We start from the raw sequence: 25,351 nt of genomic DNA, 5'->3' as shown, positions 1-25,351 counted from the left end.
ATTAAATAGCTTTAAACATATTCAGAGGGTACAGCATGATTCAGTCAGTGGCATTTATCGGCCTAGGTGCAATGGGTTTTCGTATGGCAGCACACTTACCCAAGCATTTTGATACGGTCTATGTCTGGAACCGCAGCTTTAACAAAGCAGAGCAACATGCGGCTGAATATGGCACCCAAGCCGTCACACTGGAACAGGCCGTACAGGCAGATGTGATTTTTTCATGCTTGCCAACTAGCGCTGACGTTGAACGACTTCTGGAAAATTTACCGTTTAAATCCGGTTCAGTCTGGGTCGACTGCACCAGTGGTGTACCGGATTCTGCCCAAAAACTGGCAGTACAACTGGCTGAACATGGGGTAATCTTTCTGGATGCACCGGTCAGCGGTCAAACCATTGGCGCTGAAAATGGCACGTTAACTGTGATGGTGGGCGGTAATACAGAGGGTTATGAAAAAGCCCTTCCTGCGATGCAGGCTTTTGGCAAACTGATCAAGCATGTCGGTGAATCTGGCGCGGGTTTTGCAGTGAAGGCCGTAAATAATATGTTAATGGCTGTAAACCTGTGTGCTGTCGCAGAAGGCTTTACTACCTTAAAAGCGCATGGAGTAAATCTGCATGAAGCGCTAGATTGTATTAATGCTTCAAGTGGTAAAAGTATGGTGACTGAAACCGTATTGCCACAGCGTATTTTAAACCGAAGTTTTCCTGTAACCTTTGCCCTGCCACTCTTGGCCAAAGATACAGGTATCGCAATCGACCTTGCGCGTGAAGCCAAACTTTCTGCGCCTGTGCTCTCGTTGACCCAGAATCTGATTCAGGCGGCCAGCGATCTGTCGGATAAAAACAGTGATTTTTCCAGTGCTGTGAAAATGTATGAATCATGGAGTAATATTACCATCGAGTAATATCTCGCCATTGAATAATGATAACGAAACCTCATATTGTGACTAGTAGGCAGGCACATATAGTGGATAACCCAGAGGAAACTCTCATGAAGAAATTTTCTGTTGCAGCATTGATTGGCTTTGCAACTTTGTTCGGGGCTTCAACATCGGTTCTTGCATCTGAACAAGAGTGCAAAAAATTAAAAAATGATCATGACGTGATTTATGCGTCTAAAGGTTTCTGTTTCAAAGATCCTGAAGCAAAAGCCAAGTTTGGTAATGACAATTGCTATACAACCAAGCCAAAATTCTCGGAAAAAGAGCAACAACGTCTTGACGCGATCAAAGATCGTCAGAAAGAATTGAACTGTAAATAATTCAGTTTAATGACGCTCAAGGAATATACTTATGACTTATGATGATCAGAATATTTTTGCACGAATTCTACGCGGTGAACTTCCTGCGATAAAAGTGTATGAAGATGACCAGGTTCTTGCATTTATGGACATCATGCCTCAGGCAGAAGGTCATACTCTGGTAGTTCCGAAAACTCCGGCAATCACTTTGCTGGATCTACCCCCTGAAGCTGCAGCCTATACGATTCAGATCGTACAGAAAGTTGCAAAAGCCATTGAAAAAGGTTTAGGTGTGGACGGTATCGTGCTGATGCAATTATCAGGGGCAGCAGCGGGTCAGACCGTACCACACGTACATTTCCATCTGGTTCCTACCTCTTTGCACAATCTGGGCAAACATGCTGCACAGATGGGCGACCAGGAAAAAATTAAAGCTTTGGCCGAGAAAATTAAAGCTGCCCTTTAAGCTATTCTTAATACCTAAAAATGGAGCTTCGGCTCCATTTTTTATGTCTGATGTATTTCACTCTTGATTAAGCCAATAAAATATCAGTAAAAGTCACCTACCCTATTTTTAAGTTTTGCAGCAAACACCGAGCTTAGCTGTATTTGCATCAATCCTGCTTACCCCACTCATAATCCTATAAAAAATAAGACAATGATTGTCTTTAATATTTCTGAAATATTTCCTTAATCATATTGACTTATTTGTAATGAATACTTGGCACCAATAGAGCAGTAGATGTTTCAAAACAATACTGAAACTTGTTTTTAAGACGATGAATAAAAAAGTCTTTATTGGAGCAACACATGAAAAAAACGTTATCTGCATTAGCAATCGGGGCAACAATTTTAACACCAGTGATGGCAGCTGCTGCTGATGTTAAAGTGTATGGTCGTGCACACGTTTCTTTAGATTATCTGGATGATGGCCAGGATTATAACGAAGTAGGTCTTTCTTCAAACTCTTCACGCTTGGGTTTTAAAGCTGAACAAAAATTAGAAAATGGTATGACCGTATTTGGTCAAATCGAACAGGAAATTAACTTTGCAAGTGGTTCTGCAAACGATGATGTTGAATTTGCAACTCGCGATACTTTTGTTGGTTTAAAAGGTGATTTCGGTCAAGCGCGTATCGGCCGTTTTGACAGCCCATTCAAAGTAGCACGTGGCCCGGTCAACTTCTTTGGTGATATGGTCGGTGATGTTCGTAACGTCACACGTGCTGGCAACTTGCGTTTTGATGAACGTAATAACAATACCATTGAATATAAATCACCTAAGTTTGGCGGCGGCTTTAATGTTTTAGCAGCACTTTCTTTACACGAAGGTAATAGCCCTGATAGCGTGTCAACGTCTTCACCAAAAACTACTGTAATTGAAACTGTGAATGGTCCAGTAACAGTAGTCGTACCGGGAACCACAACTACTACCAATAAAGATAATCGCGATGATAAAGCATACGACCTCGCTTTAACCTATAAAGAAGGTAAAGTTGATTTTGCTGCTGCCTATGAACATTATGAAGAAGATGCAGGTCGTGGCGAACGCGATGGTTTCCGTATTGCTGGTGCTTACAAAATCACCCCTGAATTCAATCTGGGCGGTTTATACCAATTCCTTCAACATGATAATTCTGAAGCAAACCCAGATGCACAAGTATTTGGTGTAGCCGGTGAATATAAATTTGCACCAAAAACCTCATTCCGTGGTGAAGTATTCCACCGCGATGTCGATGCCGATGATGCGAATGCAACTTTACTGGCAATCGGACTTGAACACCGTTTAGATCCAACAGTCCGCATTTATGGCAACATAGCAACTGTACTAAATGATGAAAACTCAAACCTTACCCCTTGGGCACAAGGTCGTACCAATGCTGTAGGTGGCGCACGCGGTGAAGACAGCCTAGGTCTTTCTCTAGGCATGCGTTACGACTTCTAAGTCCAGTCTCCCTCACAAAGCTTAAAAAGAACATGCCTCCAGCATGTTCTTTTTTTGGTGTGTTTTTTATCAATATAAATATAGTGAGAAAGATTGTGACACTGATATTCAACCCTCATAAAACCAACCAGTTTAGTTTGATTAATTTTATTCTTTATTTTAAAACCAAGCATTTTAATCAGATTAAAAAATATTAATCCAACTAAAATAATCTACATTAAAATATATAAATATAAGCATTTTAGTCGGATTTAAAAACCGATAAAATTACATAAAATAATAAAAAATATTTAGAATAAATTTTAACTCATATAAATATATATTTAATATTTTCAAACACTTATAAATATATATTTATTTAAACTGTATCGTCTATTTATTTTTTAGTTACAATAGATTAATAATATACAACAAGTCATATAACAGGCTTAGTCGAATGAGCTTAGTTCCCAAAAATCTAAACCAGAGAGTGGTTAGAGAAATAACCGCTATTTTAATTATCAAGGTTATTCTACTGATGGTAATTAAAAATATCTGGTTTGATGCGCCTACGATTCCTAAAAATTTTGATAACCAAGTCGCCGAGCGTATCGCCGGCAATCCTTCCCAAATCCAGGAGACACGTTGATGATTTCTGAAAGCGTGGTCGATCTCTCGCGGTTCCAGTTCGCCATGACCGCGATGTATCACTTTATTTTTGTTCCACTGACGCTAGGTCTGGCATTTCTGCTTGCCATTATGGAAACCACCTATGTGATTTCCGGCAAAGAAATCTATAAAGACATGACCAAGTTCTGGGGAAAACTGTTTGGTATTAACTTTGCCTTAGGGGTAACCACCGGCCTGACCATGGAGTTCCAGTTCGGAACCAACTGGGCGTACTACTCGCATTATGTCGGTGATATTTTCGGTGCACCGCTGGCGATTGAAGGTTTGATGGCCTTCTTCCTTGAATCGACATTTATTGGCTTGTTCTTCTTTGGTTGGGATCGTCTGTCCAAAGTACAACATCTGGCCGTAACCTGGCTGGTGGCTTTGGGTTCAAACATGTCCGCACTCTGGATTCTGGTCGCCAATGGCTGGATGCAAAACCCGGTCGGTTCGGCATTTAACTATGAAACTATGCGTATGGAAATGGTGGACTTTGCTGCATTGATCTTTAACCCGGTCGCTCAGGTTAAATTTGTGCATACCGTATCTGCCGGTTATGTCACAGGTGCCATATTCGTCCTGGCTATTTCAAGTTACTACATGCTGAAAAAACGTGACCTGCCTTTTGCACGCCGTTCTTTTGCCATTGCAGCCATCTTCGGGCTTGCCTCTACACTTTCGGTGATTTTACTGGGTGATGAATCAGGTTATGAGCTGGGCGATGTACAGAAAACTAAGCTGGCAGCAATTGAAGCCGAATGGGATACCCACCCTGCACCTGCGCCATTTACTTTGTTTGGTATCCCGAATAAGGAAACCATGACTACAGATTATGCAGTGAAAATTCCTTATGTAATGGGTCTGATCGCTACACGCTCTACGACTGAACAAGTTACAGGTATTAAGGACCTGCTGGTTCAGCATGAAGCGCGTATCCGTAATGGTATGGTGGCCTATTCACAACTGGAAAAATTACGTGCTGGTGATCAGTCTCCAGAACTGAAAACCGCTTTTGAAGAAAGCCAAAAAGACTTAGGTTACGGTCTACTTCTGAAAAAATACACACCAAATGTCGTTGATGCTTCTGAAGAGCAAATCAAAGCAGCTGCTAAAGACACTATTCCACACGTACCAAGCCTGTTCTGGGCATTCCGTGCCATGGTAGCTTCCGGCTTCTTGATGCTACTTCTATTTGCACTGGCAACCTTTGCGGTAGCAAAACGTAATGCTGAAAACAAACCATGGTTATTGAAATTTGCTTTATTTGCACTGCCTTTACCTTGGGTTGCTGCGCAAACTGGCTGGTATGTGGCAGAAGTAGGTCGTCAACCTTGGACCATTGGTGAGGTATTACCGACGCATCTTTCAGCATCAAGCTTAAGCACAGGTGATGTATGGGGTTCAATCCTTGCATTAGCAGCATTCTATACCGTGTTACTGATTATTGAGATGTATCTGATGATCAAGTTCTCACGTCTTGGCCCAAGCTCACTGCATACCGGTAAATACCATTTTGAAAAGCTTGCAGCTGCAGAGAAGGCAAATGGGGAGACTCAAGCATGATCGAATATGAATTATTAAAAATCATTTGGTGGGTGCTGGTCGGCGTATTGCTGATTGGCTTTGCCCTCACTGATGGCTTCGATATGGGCTCCATGGCGATCATGCCATTTGTGGGCAAAAATGATAGTGAACGCCGTGCAGCGATCAATACCATTGCGCCGCACTGGGACGGTAATCAGGTCTGGTTTATTACTGCTGGCGGTGCTTTGTTCGCTGCCTGGCCAATGGTCTATGCAACTGCCTTCTCCGGCATGTACTGGGCCCTGCTACTGGTCCTGTTTGCGCTTTTCTTACGTCCGGTCGGTTTTGACTATCGCTCAAAACTGGAAAATACCAAATGGCGCAATTCATGGGACTGGGGTCTAGCGATTGGTGGTGCAGTTCCTGCATTGGTCTTCGGTGTGGCATTCGGCAACATGTTCTTGGGTGTACCATTTACTTTAGATGAAACTGTACGTTCTACTTATACTGGTAGCTTCTTTGCCCTGCTGAATCCGTTTGCGATTGTCTGTGGTCTGGTCAGTTTATCGATGCTGTGTGCACATGGTGGTGCATGGTTAATGCTGCGTACTGATGGTGACCTACGCCAACGTTCTGCCAAAGCAACACAAATCATGGGACTAGTGTATTTAGCAACTTTCCTGGCAGCCGGTGCATGGTTGTATTTTGGTGGCATTCAGGGCTATACCTTAGTTACACCTTTTGATACCAATGGTGTTGCCAATCCGCTTGCAAAAGAAGTATTGACCAATGCTAATCCAGGCTGGATGAACAACTATTCGACTTATCCAATCACGATGGCAGCGCCTATTGCCGGCATTTTGGGTGGCTTGATCATTGTCTTGGCAGCAGGTAAAAACAAAGCAGGCCTGAGCTTCCTGGGTTCATCTCTGGCTGTCATCGGTGCAATTCTAACTGCTGGTTTTGCCCTATTCCCTTTCCTGATGCCTTCAAGCATTAACCCGGTTGCAAGTCTGACCATGTGGGATGCGGTATCTAGTAAAAATACTTTAACGGTCATGACCGTTGCTGCCTGTATCTTTGTTCCACTGATCCTGATCTATACCACTTGGTGTTATTACAAGATGTGGGGCGTGATTACCAACAAACACATTGAAGATAATTCACATAGCCTGTACTAAGGCTATGTCTTAAGGAGAGACAACTATGTGGTATTTTGCCTGGATTCTGGGTGTACTGATGGCATGTTTTGCCAGTGTGATTGCTGCCATTTACATGGAACAACACCAAGACCTGGATGAGGAATAAAACATGACAGAAGCTGCGCTTGAGAAAACCGTTGTAGACAAGAAACCAAACAAATTTGCGATGATGATTTCCTGCCTCCTGGCTTTTCCTCTCGCAGCAGTTTTATTGGTTCATCCTTCTGCAATGCTGGATGCCAACGGTGAATATAGCCATAGTGCCATGATGTATATCATGATTGGTATTTCTGGAGGCTTTGTCCATGGTGTTGGCTTTATGCCGCGCCACTGGTTCTGGAAATGGTTGTTTAGCCCTTTCCTAGCATGGCCTTTAATGATCTGGGGTTATTACACCTGGTTTCTCAGTTAAAGTATGAAATTAAAAAGCCCTCATTTGAGGGCTTTTTAATTTCATACGAATTCTAAAATATTCTTCTTTTTTCTTCTGGCCAAAACAGGATTTTTAAAACAACTTATTTTAAGTATATAAAAAGCCGGAACCAGTCCGACTTTTAGAATGACTTATCGATGAGTATGAATCGACATCACAATGCCCATCCCGGCCAGCATGGAAATCACTGCCGTTCCACCATAACTCATGAGCGGTAATGGATCTCCAGTTACAGGTAAAATCCCGCTCACCATGCCTGAGTTTAAAAATACAAAGAAGAAGAAAGTCAGTCCCATGGCTCCAGCATATAAACGGCCAAAGTTATGAAAGCTGTTTAAACCAATCATCAGACAGCGAATAATAATGGCAGTGAATAAACTAAACAGCAGGAAAACGCCGATAAAACCGAATTCTTCGGCATAAGTCGACATAATAAAGTCAGTATGATGTTCAGGCAGATAACCTAAATGTGATTGGGTACCTTCGGTATAGCCTTTGCCCGTGGAACCACCTGAACCAATCGCAATTTTGGACTGGATGATATTCCAGCCTGCACCCAAGGCATCCGATTCCGGATCAAATAACGTGGTAATACGTTTTTTTTGATACTCTTGTAGCACGAACATCCATGCAGCCGGAGCTGCCACAGCTACCGCCGCTGCTGCACCACCAATCAGACGCCACGACATCCCACTTAAAAATAGAACAAAAATACCAGGAATTACCAAGCCAATGTTCAAGTCAGGCTGAAGTGCCACCAAAACAAATGGTACGCCCAATAGAATCAAAGCCCCGACAATATGCAAAAATTTGGGAGGAAATGGCTTACGTGCAAAATACCATGCCATCATCAAAGGCATGGCAAATTTCATCACCTCACTCGGTTGCATGCTTCCCACCCCTGGCAAGGTAATCCAGCGGGTTGCACCCAAACGTTTTTCACCAATTACAAAGACCAGAAGCAGCATGAAGATCCCGAAGGCATACAGGTATGGACTAATCGCCTGATAGACTTTCGGTGGAATCTGCGCACAGATAAACAGCAGCACAAAACCAATTCCAAAACTGATCGCCTGACGCACCACCATGCCAGAGTCTTCGGATGTCGCGCTATACACCACCATTAAACCCAGGATTGCATTGAGAACTAGAAAGCACAATAACCAGGGATCAAGGTGCAACTTGGTCCATCGAGATGAATCTTGCGGGTTAATACTACGTCCATCACGCAAAGAGTGACGTAAAAACCGATACTGCTGTGAAGGTATCATTGGCCAAAAGGTGAAAAAGAATGATGGCAAAATTATAAGTGAAAGCTATAGCGAATAGATCGCTATAGCCAGATTTATTCTGCTTTTATTTAAATATTATTTGAATATATTTTTAAGCCTGAGCCTGTAAAATCAGCTTGGCCAGTTCCAGATCGTCCGGATAGGTAATTTTAATATTATCGGAACGCCCTTGTACTACACTCACCTGTTCGCCGATATGTTCCAGCGCACTGGCTTCATCAGTAATCGTAGCACCATCTTGCAAAGCCCGCTCAATCGCCCGTTTCAACACACCTAGCTTGGCCATTTGTGGTGTTTGTGCCTGCCAGAGCATCGAGCGATCCACTGTTTCCTCGATATCAAAATTGGTTACTACACGCTTAAGTGTATCTCGCACCGGGATGGCCAGAATCGCAGCCTGATCATTTGTAATCGCCGTATTGACCAGTTGTTGCAGACAATCCAGACTGACACAGGGACGCGCCGCATCATGTACCAGCACCCAATCATTTTCAGAAGCGATTTGAGATAAATAGTTCAGTGCATTTAACACGGAATTCACCCGCTCGGCACCACCCAAACAAAAATGGGCTTTCTCCAGACTGGAAAATGGCAATGTTTTTGCCACGTTGTCCTGTGCACCAATCGCCAGGACATAACCCATCAAAGGCAGTTGATTCAGACGAGCCACCGTATGTTCAAGAACAGTTCGCTCTTGAATCATCTGATATTGTTTCAGTTCTGTTTTGGAGAAACGGCTACCGGAACCTGCAGCTGGAAGAATGACCCAAAGTTTAGGGTGTGGTTGGTGCTTCAGCTGACTCATTGGTTCGCAGGTCTACTTTAGAATTAGGATTAAGATAGATCGGTTTATATTGAGTACTGATCGTGCTCATTTGAATAAAAGTTTCGCGTGGCTTAATCAGACCAAGATCTAAACGCGCATGTTCTTCGATGGCTTCAATACCATTCTTCAAATCATAAACTTCTGCTGCCAGAACGCGATTACGCTCTTTTAGCTCATCATTCAATTCCATTTGTTGTTGGATTTTCTGGGTCAGTTGCTGATGATCATGATAACCACCTTCACCAAACCAGTATAAATATTGAAACCCTGCGATCAAAATGATCGCAAGGCCCAACAGTACTTTACTCGCAGTCGAGTCGAATACATTTAACATTGACATAAGTCGCTTAGTTCAAACCTTTGAACTCAGCTTTACCGCGATATGCAGCATTAGTCAATTCTTCAATACGAAGTAATTGATTATATTTCGCTACACGGTCAGAACGGCAAAGTGAACCCGTCTTGATTTGACCCGCTGCTGTACCTACTGCAAGATCAGCAATCGTTGAATCTTCAGTTTCGCCTGAACGGTGTGAAATTACCGTAGAGTAACCATTTTCTTTCGCAAGGTAGATGGCATCTAAAGTTTCAGTCAAGGTACCGATCTGGTTGTATTTAATCAGAATAGAGTTACCCACTTTTTCGTTGATACCACGCTGCAGGATTTTCGGATTCGTTACGAACAAGTCATCACCTACCAACTGGATCTTGTCACCAAGAATTGAAGTCAGGTAAGACCAGCCTTCCCAGTCAGATTCGTCCAGACCATCTTCAATCGAGATAATTGGGTACTGGTTTACAAGACCTGCCAAATAGTCAGAGAACTGGTTGCTTGTGAACGCTTTGTTGCCTTCGCCAGCAAGAATGTACTGACCATTTTTGTAGAATTCTGAAGATGCACAGTCAAGCGCAAGCATGATGTCAGAACCTGCTTTGTAGCCAGTTTGACCAATTGCTTCAAGAATAACTGTGATTGCTTCTTCGTTTGAACGTAAGTTCGGCGCAAAACCACCTTCATCACCTACCGCAGTGTTTAAACCTTTTTTGTTTAAAACTGATTTAAGTGAATGGAAGATTTCAGCACCGGCACGTAGCGCTTCAGAGAATGAAGTGAAGCCTACTGGCTCAATCATAAATTCTTGAATATCGACGTTGTTGTCTGCATGTGAACCACCATTGATGATGTTCATCATTGGTACAGGCATAGTTAGAATCGTTTGACCGCGAAGATCTGCGATGTATTGGAAAAGAGGAATTTTCTTTTCTTCAGCAGCAGCGCGAGCAGCAGCCAAAGACACTGCCAAAGTTGCGTTTGCACCTAGTTTTTCTTTGTTTTCAGTACCGTCAAGCGCGATCATCGTGTTATCGATGTCTTTTTGTTCGAATACTGATTTACCGACCAAAGCGTCACGGATTAACGTATTTACGTTATTTACCGCAGTTTTAACGCCTTTACCTAAGTAACGCGCTTTATCGCCATCACGAAGTTCTAAAGCTTCACGAGAACCAGTTGAAGCACCAGATGGTGCACATGCACGGCCAACTACGCCAGATGCTAAGATTACGTCTGCTTCGATGGTAGGGTTACCACGAGAGTCCAAAATTTCACGTGCACGAATGTCAACGATTTGGCTCATGAACTATTCCTCAGTTGATTAATATGAGCTGCCTATACGGCAGCGCAAGAGTGATAAACTCAGTGTGTATCTAACTTTTCGAAACCTTTGACCAAGGTATCCAATTCTTTTAGCTGTGCCAGGAAAGGCTCAAGCTGAAACATGCGCAGCGCACATGGACCATCACACTTGGCTTTTTCCGGATCTGGGTGTGCCTCTAAGAACAAACCAGCAAGACCCGTTGCCATACCCGCACGCGCAAGCGTTGTAATTTGCGCACGACGACCACCGGCAGAATCTGCACGGCCGCCTGGGGTTTGTAAGGCATGGGTCACATCAAAGAATACCGGGACATTCATTTCTTTCATGATGTCGAAGCCCAGCATGTCTACAACCAGATTGTTATAGCCAAATGCCGAACCGCGTTCACAAATGATCAGTTTGTCATTTCCAGCTTCCAGACACTTATGCAGAATATGGCGCATTTCGTGTGGAGCCAGGAACTGGGCTTTTTTGATATTGATGATGGCATCCGTTTTTGCCATGGCTTCCACAAGATCCGTCTGACGGCTTAAGAAAGCTGGCAATTGAATAATGTCTGCCACTTCTGCAACAGGAGCCGCTTGATACGGCTCATGCACATCGGTGATGATCGGCACATTAAAGTGTTTTTTAATGTCAGCTAACCACTCGAGACCTTTTTCCAGGCCTGGGCCACGGAAAGAGTTCAGGCTTGAACGGTTGGCTTTATCAAAGCTGGCTTTGAACACATAAGGAATGCCCAAACGTGTACAGATATCGACATAAGTCTCTGCAATTTCAAAAGCCAGGTCTTTAGATTCAAGTACATTCATTCCGCCGAATAATACAAATGGCAAATGATTTGCCATTTGTATATCGCCCAAACGTACAATTTCTTGTGGTTTTAATTGCGACATTTAAACTTCCCTAGTTGTGTCCTACGCACCGATTATTTGGTTTTTTGGTACTGCTTTTTCGCAGCATCAATGAAACCTGCAAATAATGGGTGACCATCACGTGGCGAGCTGGTAAATTCCGGGTGGAATTGTACTGCAATAAACCAAGGATGTGCAGGAATTTCAACAGTTTCTACCAGATGCTGTACCGGAGAATAACCAGAAATCTTCATGCCTTTTTCTTCCAGCACTGGGATATAACGGTTGTTCATCTCGTAACGGTGACGGTGACGCTCGATGATTTCTTCAGAACCATAAACTTCTGCAGTTTTAGTCCCTGCAACCAGTTCAGATTTTTGCGCGCCTAAACGCATCGTGCCACCCAGATCAGAATCAGCAGAACGTTGCTGAACTTCACCACGCTCATCTAACCATTCAGTAATTAAACCAATCAATGGAGATTTGGTTGAACGGTTAAATTCAGTCGAGGTCGCGTCTGCAATACCAGCAACATTACGTGCGTATTCGATCACAGCCAACTGCATACCCAAGCAAATACCGAGGAACGGCACACCGTTCTCACGTGCGAACTGAATCGCCTTCATTTTGCCTTCAGTACCGCGCTCACCGAAACCACCAGGAACTAGAATCGCATCAGCATCTTTCAATACTTCTGCTACATCTTGGCCTTCAAGCTCTTCAGCGTTTACGTAGTCAATCTGAACTTTCACACGGTTTTGAATACCCGCATGTAAAAGTGCTTCGTTGACAGATTTGTAAGCATCTGGAAGTTCAACGTACTTACCGACCATTGCAACACGTACGGTGTATTCAGGGTTCAGTAATGCTTCTACAACGTTATCCCAATCTGTTAAATCAGCTTCAGGAAGATCGTTATAACCAAAACGTTCACAGATTAAATCATCAACATTTTGTTCGTAGAATGTACGTGGAATCTGGTAGATCGAACGTGCGTCTTTACATACCACAACGGCACGTGCTTCAACGTTGGTAAATAATGCAATCTTACGCGTCGTATCTGCATCTACATCGTACTCTGTACGACAGATGAGAATGTCTGGCTGAATACCAATCGACAGGAGTTCTTTAACAGAGTGCTGTGTTGGTTTGGTTTTTAATTCTGCTGCAGACTTAATGTATGGGAGTAACGTTAAGTGCATTAACATGGTACGTTTATGACCAAGTTCAACCATTAACTGACGTACAGATTCCATGAATGGGAGAGATTCAATGTCACCTACAGTACCGCCGATCTCTACGATCGCAACGTCATAACCTTCGCCTGCACGAAGTACACGCTCTTTGATATTGTCAGTAATGTGTGGAATAACTTGAACAGTACCGCCTAGATAGTCACCACGGCGTTCTTTGTTTAGAACATCCTGGTAAACACGGCCTGATGTGAAGTTATTTAGTTTGGTCATTTTCGCACGACGCAAGAAACGTTCGTAGTAACCCAAGTCTAAGTCTGTTTCAGCACCATCTTCTGTAACAAAAACTTCACCATGCTGGAATGGGCTCATTGTCCCTGGATCGACATTAATGTATGGATCCATTTTTACCATGGTCACTTTTAAACCACGAGCTTCTAAAAGTGCAGCAACAGAAGCAGCTGAAATACCTTTACCTAGTGATGAAACTACACCACCAGTAACGAAAATAAAATGGGTCATTGGGTTTCTCGTACAATCGAGCCTAAATCGGCCTGCAATGTTGCGCAATTTTACTTTACCTTGTACCTAGAAAGCAAAGTCAATCCGCATCAATTCAAAGAACAATAAACAATTGACTATTCTAACAGCAATTCCTATAAAAAATTACAGTAAGTTCATATGATTTCTATCTTGCATTTTGCTGCTATAATAGTGTATCCACTCCACACTTTTATGTTTGATGCAATGATGATGAAGAAACTTTTAATCTCCACCCTAATCCTGACTGGCCTGACATTAACTGCGTGTGTAAAAAAAGAAGCACCAAAAGAAGAAGAGCAAGTAGAAGTTACTCCAGCATCTGAAATCTCGACTCCAGAACCAACGCAATTTGAACCGCTTGAACCTGTAGAGCCAGCGGCAATTGAAGAGGAAGTAGCGCCAACGGTTGAAATTCAACGTGAGCAAACTGAAAACACCACGACTGAAATCCGTCGTGAAATCAAAAAACCAGAAACTACTGAGCCGGCACCAGTGCCTGAAACCCGCGAAGAACCTGCGTCAAAGCCTGCTGAGACCACACCTAAAACCAATTCAAATCCAGAAAACAAGTCTGAGGATGATGCGGTTGCTGACGCGATTGCCGCAGCGATGCCAGCACTTGAGTAATTACAGGATCATTCATCAAAAAACCCAGCAGATGCTGGGTTTTTTATTGGAACTTTTAAGCAGATACTGTTGCCGGTGCACGAGATAAGTGAATCAAATAGTCTGCCATTAGTCGGGTAGCCCAAGATTCGGTTTGCATCAAGCCCTGATAAAAGCCGCAATGACTGCCTTTTTTGGTGGTAATCACCATAATATTAGACATCGCCCGAATTTTTTCTTTATAAGGTTCTAAATTTCGGATGTGACAAACCGGATCATCCTCCGCATTTAAAATCATCAGCGGAATTTTGATACTTTCAAACACATAAATCGGATTGGTTGCCTGGGTATAACTGGCATAATCCGTAAATCCGGCCAGTTCAAAATAGAGTTTTTCAAATTCGGACAGATCTTTAACTTCTAATAACTGTTTCCAGCTTGGGCAGACCTGCCAGGTTTCTTGATAAGGATGAATAAAGCGCTTAATCAGTTTTTTGGCCATGACTTTACTGTAAAACGGATGCACATTGGCAAAACCGGTTTCAGTGTTATAGCCAGGACATAAAGCAAAAGCTGCTTTGAGTGGGGTTTGTTCACCCTCTTCACCCAGATAACGCACCAACAATCCCGTACCCGCAGAAGAGCCAACTCCATAGAGATCGGATTGAGGAAATCTGTCCTGTATATACAAGAGTTGTTCACGCAAATCCTGAGTTGAACCAAACAGGTTCATTTTAGGCACAGGCATGGGTAAGTCTGCGTGACCACGGCGTAAACACAATGCCACACGCCAACCGGTATGTTTATGCAGATCACGAACCAGTTCACGCATCGATTCAGGAGAACCGGTAATGGTATGGAGTAAGACAATCGTTGGCGTATTTGCCGGAAGATCCAGTCCATACCAGGCAATACCGGTAATGCCGCCATCTGACATTTTCAGCTGTTCAAGCGCATCATATTTCAGCTTAATGGTACGTTTTTTAATTAAATCGAAATACAGAATATGTGCATGTGCATTGGCTAACCAAGGCGTAGGACGATATTTTTGTTGCAACTGCGGTAAGCGTTCAATGAGTCCTGAAAATACACCATTCGGATTGTAATACAGGGTCGGCTGATCTGCTCCGCTGAAACGATCCAGATATTCACTGGAAAGCTGACCCAATTTTTTAAGCAACATTTTCATCTGTCATCCCCCTCTAGTTGTACTAGCTGTGATTTACAAATTTCATGCTGACTTGAATCAATAGTTAGAATTAAGTTTTAGCTTGGAATGATTGCATCCGCTGGCCCATCTGTACAGCCAGGGCTTCAAGTCCGGACTTAGGTCGGATCATGACTTCAAAATCAATCATCTGACCCTCTTCATTAAACTGAATCATGTCAACTCCCTTTAGTTTTTTATCGCCCACATTGGCAGAAAACTCAAGTACGACATTGTTACCATCTTCACTTATAAATTCACGGTGATAAGTGAAGTTTTCAAAGACTTGAATGACATTGGTCAAAATAAAAAATACCATCTGTTTTCCAGGATAAGGCTGAAACGCTACGGGTGAACGAAATACCACTTCTTCAGCAAGTAGTTCATTCAAGATCGACATATCACGGGTTTCTAGCATTTCATGCCAGCGTACAATGGATTTTCTGGTATTTTCGATGGTCATTTTGGATTCCTTTTTTGTTTTAGTATTAAAATACTCATCCCTTTTTAAAGGTGAGAAGTACTGCTTCGCAAGGAGGATTCTTTCTTACAAATCCTCTCCCTAACCCTCTCCTTTAATAAAGGAGAGGGAAAAAAAGCAAGTTTTAATATTTTCAGATCACCGCTGCCAATTCAGCACCCTGACGGATGGCACGTTTGGCATCCAGCTCACCCGCTTCTTTTGCTCCACCAATCAGATGCACATTTTTACCCACCGCTTTTAGCTCATCAAACATGGCGGTATAAGATTCCTGACCGGCACAAATGATCACGTGATCGACTTCCAGCACTGCAGGTTTGTCATTCACGACGATATGTAAGCCCTGATCATCAATTTTTTCATAATTGGCGCCCGCAATCATTTTTACGTCACGGTGTTTTAAACCGGTACGATGAATCCAGCCTGTGGTTTTACCCAGACTCGCGCCGACTGAAGCGGCTTTACGTTGCAATAAATAAATTTCACGTTGCGGTTTTTCTACATTTGCGGCTTTTAAGCCACCGACATTTTCATAGTCAGTATCAATACCCCATTCATCATAGAATTTTTCCGGATTGATACTGCCACTTTCTCCTTCATGACTCAGGAATTCGGCTGTATCAAAGCCAATACCACCTGCACCAATAATGGCAACTCGCTGACCCACTGGCTTACGTTCTTTCAAAACGTCCAGATAAGACAATACTTTTGCATGATCAATGCCTGGAATCTCAAGCTGACGCGGTGTCACGCCTGTTGCCACCACAATGTCATCAAAGTTTGACTGAGCCAGCTCTTCCAGACTCGCCTTATGATTCAGTTGCAATTTGATACGTGGCTGTAATTCAATCTGGCGTTTGAAATAACGCAAGGTTTCATAAAACTCTTCCTTGCCTGGAATAGTCTTGGCAATATTAAACTGTCCACCAATCTGAGCAGCGGCTTCAAATACCGTCACCTGATGACCACGATTTGCAGCATACACAGCAAAGCTTAAACCTGCAGGACCCGCACCAATCACGGCAATATTTTTTGCTACATTGGTTTCTTTAAAAATGAGCTCTGTTTCATAGCAGGCACGTGGATTGACCAGACAGGTGGCAATTTTCATTGAGAAAATATGATCCAGACAGGCCTGATTACAACCGATACAGGTATTGATCTCATCGCTACGACCCTGCTCCGCTTTCAGGACAAACTCAGAGTCTGCCAGCATCGGACGGGCCATAGAAATCATATCAGCATCACCAGACGCCAATACATACTCAGCCATTTCCGGAGTATTAATACGGTTTGAAGTGATTAAAGGGATCTTCACCTGACCTTTCAGCTTACGGGTGACCCAAGTGAAGGCTGCACGAGGCACTTTGGTGGCAATGGTCGGAATACGCGCTTCATGCCAGCCAATGCCGGTATTGATAATGGTCGCACCGGCTTTTTCAATTTCTTTGGCTAACTGGATGACTTCTTCCAGAGTTGAACCGCCTTCGACCAGATCCAGCATAGACAAGCGATAAATAATGATAAAGTTCTCACCGACCATTTCACGGGTACGGCGTACGATTTCAATCGGGAAACGGATACGGTTTGCATAGCTTCCGCCCCACTCATCATCACGATGGTTGGTACGTGCTGCAATAAACTCGTTAATCAGATAGCCTTCCGAGCCCATGATTTCTACACCGTCATAACCGGCATATTGAGCCAGCTTGGCACAATTGGCAAAATCATCAATGGTTTGCTGCACTTCAGCCGAAGTTAAAGCATGCGGTTTGACTGGATTGATCGGTGCCTGAATTGGGGATGGCGCGACATTTTCAGCCTGATAAGAATAACGCCCGGTATGCAGAATCTGCATGGCAATTTTCCCGCCCGCCTCATGTACGGCCTGAGTAATCACTTTATGCTTTTCAGCTTCTTCAAGAGTGTCAAGTTTGGAACCACCATGAAACGTTACGCCATGATCATTTGGAGAAATCCCGCCGGTGACGATTAAAGCGACTCCACCTTTGGCACGCTCTGCATAGAAAGCTGCCATCCGATCATATCCGCCGGGTGCTTCTTCCAGACCAACGTGCATGGAACCCATTAACACGCGGTTTTTAAGCGTGGTAAAACCCAAGTTCAAGGGGGCAAGTAAATTCGGATATTTAGACATTTCAACTCCTGAGCGTGCGTTTAGGCTGGCTATTGTTTTAGCAACTGGCAGTTTGATCCCTCAACCCATCCAGTTTAATGCAATTTGTTGCACTAATTTATATGCCAGAATTGATTTTTATGCAACATGTTGCATAATAATCCCGAGTCACTTTTTTGAGACGTTTATGTCTTTAGCGCATGTTTTATTGACCAGCCTGATTGAAAAACCCAGCACCGGAATCGAACTGGCCCGCCGCTTTGACCGTTCCATGGGCTTCTTCTGGAATGCAACTCATCAGCAGATTTATCGCGAGCTGAATGCCATGCTACAAAAAGGCTGGATTTCCACGCTAGAAGAGGAAGATTCCAATAGCCGCAAAAAGACTTATCAAGTGGAACGTCTGGGCCGGGAAGAACTGGCCAACTGGATGCTGCAACAAAGCCCACCGGCACAACTGCGCGAAGAACTGATGGTGCGTTTACGTGCCGAAGCCCAGCTTGGTGGCAATAACACCTTGGCAGAGCTGGAACGCCATCTAGAACTGCATAAAGAAAAACTGAAAACCTATCAGCAGATTTTTGCCAAGGACTTTGCCGAAGCGGACGAAACTGACCGTACCCTGTATATTCATAAAATGATTTTGCAACTGGGGATTGATCAGGAACTGGGCTGGATTTCCTGGCTGGAACAAGTCATTCCGCGACTCAAACAATTTGACGCAAAATAATTCTAAATACGGAGACACACATGCCCTTTTATCGCATGCCCGATGGTGAACAGCTATTTGTACGCGAATATGGTCAGGGACAGCCGGTACTGGTACTCTCAGGACTCGGCATGCTGAGCTGGCAATGGAAAGCTTTTCTCTATGCGCATCAGAAAAATTTCCGTTTCATTATTCCGGAATGGCGCGGCTTTGGGGCTTCCAGTCGCTGTAAAATTCCGCAAGATCTTGATGCAATTTCCAGTCACTGGCTGGATATTCAATCGGTAATTCAACAGCTCAATTTAGATAAATTCATTGTGATTGCTTACTCTATGGGCGCGACGACAACCATGCATGGCCTGCACTATGGGGACTTTGCCAAACACATAACAGCTTATTTGCACATTGATCAGACTCCCAAAATACCAGTCGATGATGCTTGGGCTTTTGGTCTTTTTGGCCCACGTCATCAGGAATTTATCGACACATTCTGCAGCAGCTCTCTGCCCTACTTGCACAATATCAGCAAGTTGAATTGATTCGCGATCTTGACGTTTCTGTCCGTAAACAAATTGCCGCCCTATGGCTAAAGTTTATTCAGCTACAAAATGAACAAAAATATAGCCTGAAAGCTTTCGAATTCATTTTGAATCAACTACAACTGCAAAGTCTGTTATTGCCTTCCAGTCGGGTGGATTATATGACGTGGTATATCAACAATTATTTATACCATCGTGAGGATTACCGAGAGGCATTGGCCCAGCTCAGCTGTCCGGTGACTTTCTTTAGCGGCGTACAATCCAAGCTATATCCTTTTGAAGGTCAGCGCCTGATTGCAGAAAGCCTGCCTCAGGCCAAACAGATACTTTTCAGCAAATCCGGCCATACACCTTTACTGACTGAACCGCTAAAATTTGCCCGAGAACTTGGCATCTTTTTAAATGAAAATTCACAATCTAGCACTTCAGCTGCCTAAAGATTCAGGAGATAGAACAATGAAAAAGTTAGTGGCTTTTTCCGGTGCAGGCATGAGCGCCGAAAGTGGCATTCATACTTTTCGCGACAATGATGGACTTTGGGAACAATACCGGATTGAAGAGGTCGCGACACCTGAAGCTTGGGCCAAAAATCCAGAACTGGTGCAACGCTTTTATAATGCCCGCCGTAAAAACATTCTGGAAGCACAGCCGAATGCCGCACATCAATTAATTGCCGATCTTGAAAATGAGTTTGATGTGCATGTAATCACCCAGAATATTGATGACTTGCATGAACGTGCCGGCAGCTCCAAGGTGATCCATTTACATGGCAATATTCGCCTGGCCAAAAGCTCAGGCCCCGATGCACAAAGCACAACCGAGTTTTATCCAATTGAAGGCTCTGAATTAGATTTAAATCAACACTTTTGTAAGGCAGGCTATCCGTTACGTCCGCATGTAGTCTGGTTTGGCGAAGCCGTACCCGCGTATGAAGAAGCTCAAGACTGTGTACAGGATGCCGATATTTTTGTGGTGATTGGCACCAGCCTACAGGTTTATCCAGTTGCCGGGTTAATTCATGAGATTCCTGCGAAATGTCCGGCCTATTACATCGATCCGAAAGCCGAGCAGCAGCATTTGCCTGCACAGTTTTACAAAATCCCCCAAAACGCGACCGATGGCATGCAAACACTGCTAGGTTTACTGAAATCCGGGAATTAAATTTTTTTTATATGCTGCATTCTCTGATTGACAGTATGCAACAATCAATTTTTAATCAGCTTATCGTTGCAAGGATGGAATTAAACCATGCTGTCTGATCTGGATGACTTTTACTGTTTCGCTCAGGTGGTGGAACATGGCGGCTTTAGTGCAGCCGAACGTGCGACCGATATTCCCAAATCCAAACTCAGCCGTCGGGTGTTTAATCTGGAAGAGCGTCTGGGTGTACGTCTGATTCAGCGCAGTTCTCGTCATTTTGCCGTCACCGATATCGGCATGAATATTTACCGGCATGCCCAAGTTATGCTGAGTGCTGCACAGGCGGCGCATGATCTGGTGGACCACCTGAGTACCGAACCGCGCGGAACTATTAAAGTCAGCTTGCCCGTCTCTATTGCCCAAAACGAACTGGCAAAAATTCTGCCGGATTTTTTGAAAAAATATCCTGAAATTAAAGTCCAGATGATGATCACCAATCGACGGGTCGATATTATCAATGAAGGCTTTGATCTGGCCTTACGTGTCCGTTCCAGCCTGGATGATGATCCGAATCTGGTGATTCGCCAGTTTGAAAAAATTGAGCAGCACTTATTCGCCAGTCAGGGTTATTTAAACGAATTTGGTGAACTGAAAAACCCTGAGCAACTGGCTGAGCATAAAATCCTGAGTATGGCCGAAGACCATACCGAACAGTTTCTGACCTTACAAAATGAACAGCAGGAACAGAAAAAAATCCGTGTCAGTCCCACCGTCATGGGTTCTGACTTAAATATGCTGGCACAATTGGCCGCGTCAGGATCAGGCGTTACTTTGTTACCAGATAACGTGGTCGAGCATTACGTGGCAAGTGGTGAACTTGTTCGGGTACTCCCTGACTGGAAAGCGCCGCATGGTATTTTCCATGTGGTTTATCCTTCACGTCGCGGCTTATTGCCCGCAGTACGGGTCTTTATTGACTATCTGGTCGCTGAATTAAATCAGCGCTAAGTGATATGCTGTTGAGGAAAACTGGACAAAAAAATAGCTCATTCTTGGGGAAAAATGAGCTAGAGAAACTTTCACTACAGCATAGTGAGCTAAAAAAAGGGAACCTATGTATCTGACTCTTAGTTTAATCAGATATAAAATCCTAAACCACTGTTTAATGTAGTGTTTTGTATGTTTTCGTCAGCAAGAACGAGTGAGTTGTAATTTATGTAAGTGGATTATCTTAATAAAGATCATTCAATCAATATTTTAAATTTCCGGATACTCACCTGTGCCTTCAGGCCAAGGCGACAAGACTTCAAACCCGCTTTCAGTCACATAAACCATATGTTCCCATTGGGCAGACCAGGATTTATCCGTGGTGACCACAGTCCAGCCATCTTTCAGCTCTTTGACGCGAGCTTTGCCCATATTCACCATTGGCTCAATAGTAAACACCATTCCCGGAACCAATTTAATGCCCTGACCTGGCTGACCATAATGCAGAATGTTTGGCTGTTCGTGATAGACCTTGCCGATGCCATGACCGCAATATTCACGCACAATGGAATAGCCTTTACGCTGGGCGACCGTTTGAATCGCATAACCAATATCACCCAAGGTCGCGCCCGGCTTCACCGCATGAATCCCGGCCACCATAGCTTCATAAGTGGTATTGACCAATCGCTTGGCTTCTGGAGATGGGGTTCCAACATAGTACATCCGGCTAGTATCACCGAAATAACCGTCTTTAATAATGGCAACATCAATATTGATAATATCGCCATCCTGCAGAACGACTTTTGATGATGGAATGCCATGACAAACCACTTCATTCGGTGAAATACAGGTGGTTTTGGTATAGCCATAATAGCCAATATTGGCTGGCGTCACTTTTAATGTATTGACAATAAAATCATGACAGAGATCATCCAGATATTCAGTCGTGACACCTGGCTTGACATGCTCCCCGATCATCGCTAAAACTTCTGCAGCCAAACGCCCAGATATCCGCAGTTTTTCAACATCTTGCTCAGTTTTAAGACTAATCGCTGGAGCGCGCATATACCTATCCTCACTATGAATCCCTGAATTATAATCCCTTTTTTGCGAAATATGTCGCAGTTGTTGAGTTTCAGTACAGCAATTTTCCTTGAAATAGGACTTTTCACTGCTGCTTATTTGTACAAACAATAACTAACATATTTTGATAGCAAGTGCAGATATTTTTTGAGCTTGTAAGGAAAAATATATTTTTCAGCGAATTATCAAACATATATTTCTACCAAGATTTGAATGACCGGTTATGTGATCCGCAAACTCACTAGAATCAAGGCTTCCAGCCTTAAAATAAACTCCAAAAAATTGGACATATACACTAAAATCGCTTTCTTTTGTTCTATTGATCTCCCTTTATGACAAGTCTGCGTACCCGGGATATTGTCGCCCTAGGTTTTATGACCTTTGCACTATTTATTGGTGCGGGCAACATTATCTTCCCACCGATTGTGGCTCAACAAGCCGGTGAACACGTATGGCTCGCTGCTTTAGGTTTCCTTATTACAGCAGTCGGCTTACCCGTGATTACCATTATTGCGTTGTCTCGCGTTGAAGGTTCCATTCAGGCACTAAGCTCGCCTCTTGGCAAAGCAGCCAGCATCTTGCTGACTGTAATCTGTTACTTAGCTGTTGGCCCTTTATTTGCGACGCCGCGTACCGCAACCGTTTCTTATGAAATCGGTTTTTCATCTTACTTTGGCAATGAATCTGGCAGCCTGCTCATTTACAGCATCATCTATTTTGCTGTGGTGACCATCGTATCTTTATATCCAAACAAGATTCTGGATACCGTCGGCTATTTCCTGTCACCACTTAAAATTATTTCTTTGATAATTTTGGGTGTAGCAGCCGTGATGATCCCTGCCAGCAATCCGCCTGCAGCGATCGATAATTACGTTACCAGTCCAGTGACTGAAGGCTTCGTAAATGGTTATTTAACCATGGATACTTTGGGCGCTTTAGTTTTCGGTATTGTGATTGTTAAAGCCATTACTTCACGTGGTGTAACCGATAAAAAACTGATTACCAAATATGCAGTGAATGCCGGCATTATTTCTGGTATTGGTTTAACTCTGGTGTATTTAAGTCTGTTTAAACTTGGACTAGGTAGCCATGAGATTGCACCAAATGCAGCCAATGGTGCCATTATCCTGCATGCATATGTACAACATGCTTTTGGCGATATGGGTGCTTACTTCCTGTCTGGCATGATTTTTATTGCCTGTATGGTGACTGCAATTGGTCTGACTTGTGCCTGTGCTGAGTATTTCTCCAGCTTGACCAAGATTCCGTACAAGATTTTTGTATTCATTCTGGTGGGCTTCTCACTGGTGATTTCAAACCTGGGTTTAACCAAACTGATTGCTGTTTCGGTTCCAGTCTTGAGCGCTATTTATCCGCCTGCCATTAGCGTCATTATGCTGAGCTTCTGTGCGAGCTTCTTCAAGAAACCATCTCATGTGATTGCACCAGTGACCCTGGTAGCCTTGATCTTTGGTATTTTTGATGGATTAAAAGTCGCTGGTTTTGAATTGCCTGCATTACTGCAAAATTTACCTCTATCAGATCAGAATCTGGCCTGGTTTATCCCGTCCATGATTGTATTGCTGATTACAGCTGTGATTGACCGTATTAGAAACTAAAATTTCTAGGATGTCTGAAAAATCGTATTTTTACCCAAAATCCGGTTTGAGCGTGATCAATAATTGTCAGGTTTTACCCAAACGGACATTTATTGTTTCTTAATAATGACATCAAATCACCGCTGTAAATCTTGATACTAAGATTTTCTATAAAATATGATGTATAGAATTGCACTTTAATTATTTTATTTTTTATATAAATATAAACAAAACTTTAATTTCCTGATTTTAGATACCTATTGTTGCCAACTTAAACCAAGTCCCCCTCCGAGTCATACGCAGGCTTACAAAGTATTGATTAACACTACATATCTTTGGCGTAGAATTTGCATTTTCTATCTGGTCGCATTAATCAAATGATGACTACATCTTATTTCCAAAATTAGCTGGAGGTGAAATCTGAAAATATAATTCTTGCCTAATCAATTGATTATGTAGTTATACGACTAAAGATGGCCATTTTGACTGTAAAAGCCTGCCACAGCAGTTGCAAAGGTCCAAATTAAACAGTACAACTATATATTCAATTCTGACTGATTAAATCTGCTTTAATCTTCAATAACATAAATAAATGGGAGGGATGGAGATGTTATCATTACATTTCAACAAGCAAGTCTTCATTGACGCTCTTAAAGCCAACAACACCAATCTGGTGACATTTATATGCACCACTTTTGCACTCATGCTGACTTTAACCGTCCATTGCTTAATTCAAGGTAATTTAAAACTTGAATACTTTGGCTATGCACTGATTGTCTCAGCTGCATTTTTCCTATGGGCTGCCATAGACCAGAAATACCGATAAACAAATTTTAAATTAGCCCAGATGGATGATTTGGCCAATCATCCATCTGGTGAAAAAAGTGTTTTAACTTTCCAACATTCCAGTATCCTTTCAGAATAACTATAAAAATAAGATTAAAATAATCCGATAAATGCTCCATAGAGCAAAATCCCTGTCCCGCCCAATTCTGCGACAATTAAACCCAGCATGGCGAAAGTCATCAAACTTCCTGGCAAATAAAACTTACCCAGCTGATGCGGCTGTTTAAACTGATTCGTCGTGTCTTGCAGGAAACCATGCAACATATAAGCCCCAATAGAAAAACTGAAAAACAGAATATTGATCAGTACGCAAACCAGATTCACCATACTCGGCAACACTGAACAATAGGCTAATACTGCCAGAATTAAGGTCGCAGGTGCATAAAGTAGGCTGCTACTATGGGCAATATCGACATAATAATGTGCGCGTGACTGAGGTGATTGACGGATCTGCCAATATTTCCAGACGCCGGTGAACATCCCGACCCACAAGAATATTCCACTAAAAATAATGGCGATTTTAACGGCCAGCTCAAGTTCCATTAGCTGCATAATTTTATTCCATCTCTATTATTTTACTGACTTTTAAGTCATGTTTTCCCCAAGCTACCCTGCTAAAAATCTATACAGTAAAAGCTTCATCGGGATTATAAAA

The 25,351-nt window shown here is 43.1% G+C and carries 26 protein-coding genes and 1 pseudogene; 16 read left to right on the top strand and 11 right to left on the bottom strand.

Features of this window, described 5'->3' with window-relative positions:
• Positions 1 to 35: 35 nt before the first annotated feature.
• From NI465_RS05955 to NI465_RS05915, 9 genes are all read left to right on the top strand, one after another.
• Positions 36 to 908, top strand: a complete 873-nt coding sequence (locus tag NI465_RS05955; protein WP_253144608.1) for an NAD(P)-dependent oxidoreductase — start codon at positions 36 to 38, stop codon at positions 906 to 908.
• An 86-nt stretch (positions 909 to 994) separates the two neighbouring features.
• A complete protein-coding gene (locus NI465_RS05950; RefSeq protein WP_004278704.1) occupies positions 995 to 1,264 on the top strand; it encodes a YARHG domain-containing protein in 270 nt (89 codons plus the stop codon).
• A 31-nt stretch (positions 1,265 to 1,295) separates the two neighbouring features.
• Entirely contained in the window at positions 1,296 to 1,709 is a 414-nt protein-coding gene (locus NI465_RS05945) for an HIT family protein (protein WP_004278705.1), read from the top strand.
• A gap of 344 nt (positions 1,710 to 2,053) precedes the next feature.
• Positions 2,054 to 3,187: a porin gene (locus tag NI465_RS05940; RefSeq protein ID WP_004278706.1), complete on the top strand. Its 1,134-nt coding sequence runs from the start codon at positions 2,054 to 2,056 to the stop codon at positions 3,185 to 3,187.
• A gap of 436 nt (positions 3,188 to 3,623) precedes the next feature.
• Positions 3,624 to 3,815 (top strand): cytochrome oxidase putative small subunit CydP, encoded by a 192-nt coding sequence (gene cydP / locus NI465_RS05935; protein ID WP_004278707.1) that lies wholly within the window; start codon positions 3,624 to 3,626, stop codon positions 3,813 to 3,815.
• Positions 3,815 to 5,401: a cytochrome ubiquinol oxidase subunit I gene (locus NI465_RS05930; RefSeq protein ID WP_004731262.1), complete on the top strand. Its 1,587-nt coding sequence runs from the start codon at positions 3,815 to 3,817 to the stop codon at positions 5,399 to 5,401. Before cydP ends, NI465_RS05930 begins: the two co-directional genes overlap by 1 nt.
• The gene (gene cydB / locus NI465_RS05925; RefSeq protein ID WP_004731264.1) at positions 5,398 to 6,543 is read left to right on the top strand and encodes a cytochrome d ubiquinol oxidase subunit II; all 1,146 of its coding nucleotides are present in this window, start codon (positions 5,398 to 5,400) and stop codon (positions 6,541 to 6,543) included. The genes NI465_RS05930 and cydB overlap by 4 nt, the downstream gene beginning before the upstream one ends.
• A gap of 25 nt (positions 6,544 to 6,568) precedes the next feature.
• Positions 6,569 to 6,670 carry a cytochrome bd-I oxidase subunit CydX gene (cydX, locus tag NI465_RS05920; RefSeq protein ID WP_004278713.1) on the top strand — a complete coding sequence of 34 codons (102 nt, stop codon included), beginning with the start codon at positions 6,569 to 6,571 and terminating at the stop codon, positions 6,668 to 6,670.
• A gap of 3 nt (positions 6,671 to 6,673) precedes the next feature.
• Positions 6,674 to 6,976, top strand: a complete 303-nt coding sequence (locus NI465_RS05915; RefSeq protein WP_004278714.1) for a cyd operon YbgE family protein — start codon at positions 6,674 to 6,676, stop codon at positions 6,974 to 6,976.
• 152 nt (positions 6,977 to 7,128) lie between these two features.
• Here NI465_RS05915 and rodA read toward each other — a convergent pair whose 3' ends face one another.
• The 6 genes from rodA to pyrG form a co-directional block, all read right to left on the bottom strand.
• On the bottom strand, positions 7,129 to 8,268 hold the full coding sequence (rodA, locus tag NI465_RS05910; RefSeq protein ID WP_004645269.1) for a rod shape-determining protein RodA: 1,140 nt from the start codon (positions 8,266 to 8,268) through the stop codon (positions 7,129 to 7,131).
• Between the two features lie 112 nt (positions 8,269 to 8,380).
• Positions 8,381 to 9,094 (bottom strand): 2-C-methyl-D-erythritol 4-phosphate cytidylyltransferase, encoded by a 714-nt coding sequence (gene ispD, locus NI465_RS05905; RefSeq protein WP_180086883.1) that lies wholly within the window; start codon positions 9,092 to 9,094, stop codon positions 8,381 to 8,383.
• A complete protein-coding gene (locus NI465_RS05900; protein WP_004645271.1) occupies positions 9,063 to 9,455 on the bottom strand; it encodes a septum formation initiator family protein in 393 nt (130 codons plus the stop codon). Before NI465_RS05900 ends, ispD begins: the two co-directional genes overlap by 32 nt.
• 7 nt (positions 9,456 to 9,462) lie before the next feature.
• On the bottom strand, positions 9,463 to 10,752 hold the full coding sequence (gene eno, locus NI465_RS05895) for a phosphopyruvate hydratase (protein WP_004278719.1): 1,290 nt from the start codon (positions 10,750 to 10,752) through the stop codon (positions 9,463 to 9,465).
• Between the two features lie 59 nt (positions 10,753 to 10,811).
• A complete protein-coding gene (gene kdsA, locus NI465_RS05890; RefSeq protein ID WP_253144606.1) occupies positions 10,812 to 11,669 on the bottom strand; it encodes a 3-deoxy-8-phosphooctulonate synthase in 858 nt (285 codons plus the stop codon).
• Between the two features lie 32 nt (positions 11,670 to 11,701).
• Positions 11,702 to 13,342 (bottom strand): CTP synthase, encoded by a 1,641-nt coding sequence (gene pyrG / locus NI465_RS05885; RefSeq protein ID WP_004278723.1) that lies wholly within the window; start codon positions 13,340 to 13,342, stop codon positions 11,702 to 11,704.
• A gap of 228 nt (positions 13,343 to 13,570) precedes the next feature.
• Here pyrG and NI465_RS05880 point away from each other — a divergent pair, with 228 nt between their 5' ends.
• On the top strand, positions 13,571 to 13,990 hold the full coding sequence (locus NI465_RS05880; RefSeq protein WP_253144604.1) for a hypothetical protein: 420 nt from the start codon (positions 13,571 to 13,573) through the stop codon (positions 13,988 to 13,990).
• A 55-nt stretch (positions 13,991 to 14,045) separates the two neighbouring features.
• Here NI465_RS05880 and NI465_RS05875 read toward each other — a convergent pair whose 3' ends face one another.
• The 3 genes from NI465_RS05875 to NI465_RS05865 form a co-directional block, all read right to left on the bottom strand.
• The gene (locus NI465_RS05875) at positions 14,046 to 15,158 is read right to left on the bottom strand and encodes a YheT family hydrolase (protein WP_243475151.1); all 1,113 of its coding nucleotides are present in this window, start codon (positions 15,156 to 15,158) and stop codon (positions 14,046 to 14,048) included.
• Positions 15,159 to 15,228: 70 nt separating this feature from the next.
• Positions 15,229 to 15,639 (bottom strand): nuclear transport factor 2 family protein, encoded by a 411-nt coding sequence (locus NI465_RS05870; protein WP_114541138.1) that lies wholly within the window; start codon positions 15,637 to 15,639, stop codon positions 15,229 to 15,231.
• A gap of 151 nt (positions 15,640 to 15,790) precedes the next feature.
• Positions 15,791 to 17,815: an NADPH-dependent 2,4-dienoyl-CoA reductase gene (locus tag NI465_RS05865; RefSeq protein WP_253139220.1), complete on the bottom strand. Its 2,025-nt coding sequence runs from the start codon at positions 17,813 to 17,815 to the stop codon at positions 15,791 to 15,793.
• A gap of 166 nt (positions 17,816 to 17,981) precedes the next feature.
• Between NI465_RS05865 and NI465_RS05860 the strand changes: the two genes are divergently transcribed.
• The 4 genes and pseudogenes from NI465_RS05860 (at position 17,982) to NI465_RS05845 (ending at position 21,190) form a co-directional block, all read left to right on the top strand.
• Positions 17,982 to 18,524, top strand: coding sequence for a PadR family transcriptional regulator (locus NI465_RS05860; RefSeq protein ID WP_004278730.1), 543 nt, complete (start codon positions 17,982 to 17,984; stop codon positions 18,522 to 18,524).
• A 20-nt stretch (positions 18,525 to 18,544) separates the two neighbouring features.
• Positions 18,545 to 19,479 (top strand): annotated as a pseudogene (locus tag NI465_RS05855) (alpha/beta fold hydrolase).
• Positions 19,480 to 19,498: 19 nt separating this feature from the next.
• Positions 19,499 to 20,203, top strand: coding sequence for an SIR2 family NAD-dependent protein deacylase (locus NI465_RS05850; RefSeq protein WP_253144603.1), 705 nt, complete (start codon positions 19,499 to 19,501; stop codon positions 20,201 to 20,203).
• Between the two features lie 87 nt (positions 20,204 to 20,290).
• Positions 20,291 to 21,190 (top strand): LysR substrate-binding domain-containing protein, encoded by a 900-nt coding sequence (locus NI465_RS05845; RefSeq protein ID WP_005262745.1) that lies wholly within the window; start codon positions 20,291 to 20,293, stop codon positions 21,188 to 21,190.
• Positions 21,191 to 21,439: 249 nt separating this feature from the next.
• On the opposite strand, the gene map is transcribed toward NI465_RS05845, so the two are convergent.
• Positions 21,440 to 22,234, bottom strand: a complete 795-nt coding sequence (gene map, locus NI465_RS05840; RefSeq protein ID WP_253144601.1) for a type I methionyl aminopeptidase — start codon at positions 22,232 to 22,234, stop codon at positions 21,440 to 21,442.
• A gap of 350 nt (positions 22,235 to 22,584) precedes the next feature.
• Here map and brnQ point away from each other — a divergent pair, with 350 nt between their 5' ends.
• Complete coding sequence (brnQ, locus tag NI465_RS05835; protein ID WP_004645282.1) at positions 22,585 to 23,871, top strand: branched-chain amino acid transport system II carrier protein; 1,287 nt, start codon at positions 22,585 to 22,587, stop codon at positions 23,869 to 23,871.
• A 586-nt stretch (positions 23,872 to 24,457) separates the two neighbouring features.
• Positions 24,458 to 24,676 carry a hypothetical protein gene (locus NI465_RS05830; RefSeq protein WP_004645284.1) on the top strand — a complete coding sequence of 73 codons (219 nt, stop codon included), beginning with the start codon at positions 24,458 to 24,460 and terminating at the stop codon, positions 24,674 to 24,676.
• A 113-nt stretch (positions 24,677 to 24,789) separates the two neighbouring features.
• On the opposite strand, the gene NI465_RS05825 is transcribed toward NI465_RS05830, so the two are convergent.
• Positions 24,790 to 25,248, bottom strand: a complete 459-nt coding sequence (locus NI465_RS05825) for a hypothetical protein (RefSeq protein ID WP_253144599.1) — start codon at positions 25,246 to 25,248, stop codon at positions 24,790 to 24,792.
• Positions 25,249 to 25,351: the final 103 nt, after the last annotated feature.

The sequence above is a fragment of the Acinetobacter lwoffii genome (assembly GCF_024129855.1).
Classification (GTDB): domain Bacteria; phylum Pseudomonadota; class Gammaproteobacteria; order Pseudomonadales; family Moraxellaceae; genus Acinetobacter; species Acinetobacter lwoffii_L.
This window is presented reverse-complemented; position numbering and strand designations above follow the sequence as displayed.

What these genes read in the sequence shown, in the direction of transcription:
- NI465_RS05955 (WP_253144608.1), top strand. Translation starts at nt 36, where the DNA reads ATGATTCAGTCAGTGGCATTTATCGGCCTAGGTGCAATGGGTTTTCGT.
- NI465_RS05950 (WP_004278704.1), top strand. Translation starts at nt 995, where the DNA reads ATGAAGAAATTTTCTGTTGCAGCATTGATTGGCTTTGCAACTTTGTTC.
- NI465_RS05945 (WP_004278705.1), top strand. Translation starts at nt 1,296, where the DNA reads ATGACTTATGATGATCAGAATATTTTTGCACGAATTCTACGCGGTGAA.
- NI465_RS05940 (WP_004278706.1), top strand. Translation starts at nt 2,054, where the DNA reads ATGAAAAAAACGTTATCTGCATTAGCAATCGGGGCAACAATTTTAACA.
- cydP (WP_004278707.1), top strand. Translation starts at nt 3,624, where the DNA reads ATGAGCTTAGTTCCCAAAAATCTAAACCAGAGAGTGGTTAGAGAAATA.
- NI465_RS05930 (WP_004731262.1), top strand. Translation starts at nt 3,815, where the DNA reads ATGATTTCTGAAAGCGTGGTCGATCTCTCGCGGTTCCAGTTCGCCATG.
- cydB (WP_004731264.1), top strand. Translation starts at nt 5,398, where the DNA reads ATGATCGAATATGAATTATTAAAAATCATTTGGTGGGTGCTGGTCGGC.
- cydX (WP_004278713.1), top strand. Translation starts at nt 6,569, where the DNA reads ATGTGGTATTTTGCCTGGATTCTGGGTGTACTGATGGCATGTTTTGCC.
- NI465_RS05915 (WP_004278714.1), top strand. Translation starts at nt 6,674, where the DNA reads ATGACAGAAGCTGCGCTTGAGAAAACCGTTGTAGACAAGAAACCAAAC.
- rodA (WP_004645269.1), bottom strand. Translation starts at nt 8,268, where the DNA reads ATGATACCTTCACAGCAGTATCGGTTTTTACGTCACTCTTTGCGTGAT.
- ispD (WP_180086883.1), bottom strand. Translation starts at nt 9,094, where the DNA reads ATGAGTCAGCTGAAGCACCAACCACACCCTAAACTTTGGGTCATTCTT.
- NI465_RS05900 (WP_004645271.1), bottom strand. Translation starts at nt 9,455, where the DNA reads ATGTCAATGTTAAATGTATTCGACTCGACTGCGAGTAAAGTACTGTTG.
- eno (WP_004278719.1), bottom strand. Translation starts at nt 10,752, where the DNA reads ATGAGCCAAATCGTTGACATTCGTGCACGTGAAATTTTGGACTCTCGT.
- kdsA (WP_253144606.1), bottom strand. Translation starts at nt 11,669, where the DNA reads ATGTCGCAATTAAAACCACAAGAAATTGTACGTTTGGGCGATATACAA.
- pyrG (WP_004278723.1), bottom strand. Translation starts at nt 13,342, where the DNA reads ATGACCCATTTTATTTTCGTTACTGGTGGTGTAGTTTCATCACTAGGT.
- NI465_RS05880 (WP_253144604.1), top strand. Translation starts at nt 13,571, where the DNA reads ATGATGAAGAAACTTTTAATCTCCACCCTAATCCTGACTGGCCTGACA.
- NI465_RS05875 (WP_243475151.1), bottom strand. Translation starts at nt 15,158, where the DNA reads ATGAAAATGTTGCTTAAAAAATTGGGTCAGCTTTCCAGTGAATATCTG.
- NI465_RS05870 (WP_114541138.1), bottom strand. Translation starts at nt 15,639, where the DNA reads ATGACCATCGAAAATACCAGAAAATCCATTGTACGCTGGCATGAAATG.
- NI465_RS05865 (WP_253139220.1), bottom strand. Translation starts at nt 17,815, where the DNA reads ATGTCTAAATATCCGAATTTACTTGCCCCCTTGAACTTGGGTTTTACC.
- NI465_RS05860 (WP_004278730.1), top strand. Translation starts at nt 17,982, where the DNA reads ATGTCTTTAGCGCATGTTTTATTGACCAGCCTGATTGAAAAACCCAGC.
- NI465_RS05850 (WP_253144603.1), top strand. Translation starts at nt 19,499, where the DNA reads ATGAAAAAGTTAGTGGCTTTTTCCGGTGCAGGCATGAGCGCCGAAAGT.
- NI465_RS05845 (WP_005262745.1), top strand. Translation starts at nt 20,291, where the DNA reads ATGCTGTCTGATCTGGATGACTTTTACTGTTTCGCTCAGGTGGTGGAA.
- map (WP_253144601.1), bottom strand. Translation starts at nt 22,234, where the DNA reads ATGCGCGCTCCAGCGATTAGTCTTAAAACTGAGCAAGATGTTGAAAAA.
- brnQ (WP_004645282.1), top strand. Translation starts at nt 22,585, where the DNA reads ATGACAAGTCTGCGTACCCGGGATATTGTCGCCCTAGGTTTTATGACC.
- NI465_RS05830 (WP_004645284.1), top strand. Translation starts at nt 24,458, where the DNA reads ATGTTATCATTACATTTCAACAAGCAAGTCTTCATTGACGCTCTTAAA.
- NI465_RS05825 (WP_253144599.1), bottom strand. Translation starts at nt 25,248, where the DNA reads ATGCAGCTAATGGAACTTGAGCTGGCCGTTAAAATCGCCATTATTTTT.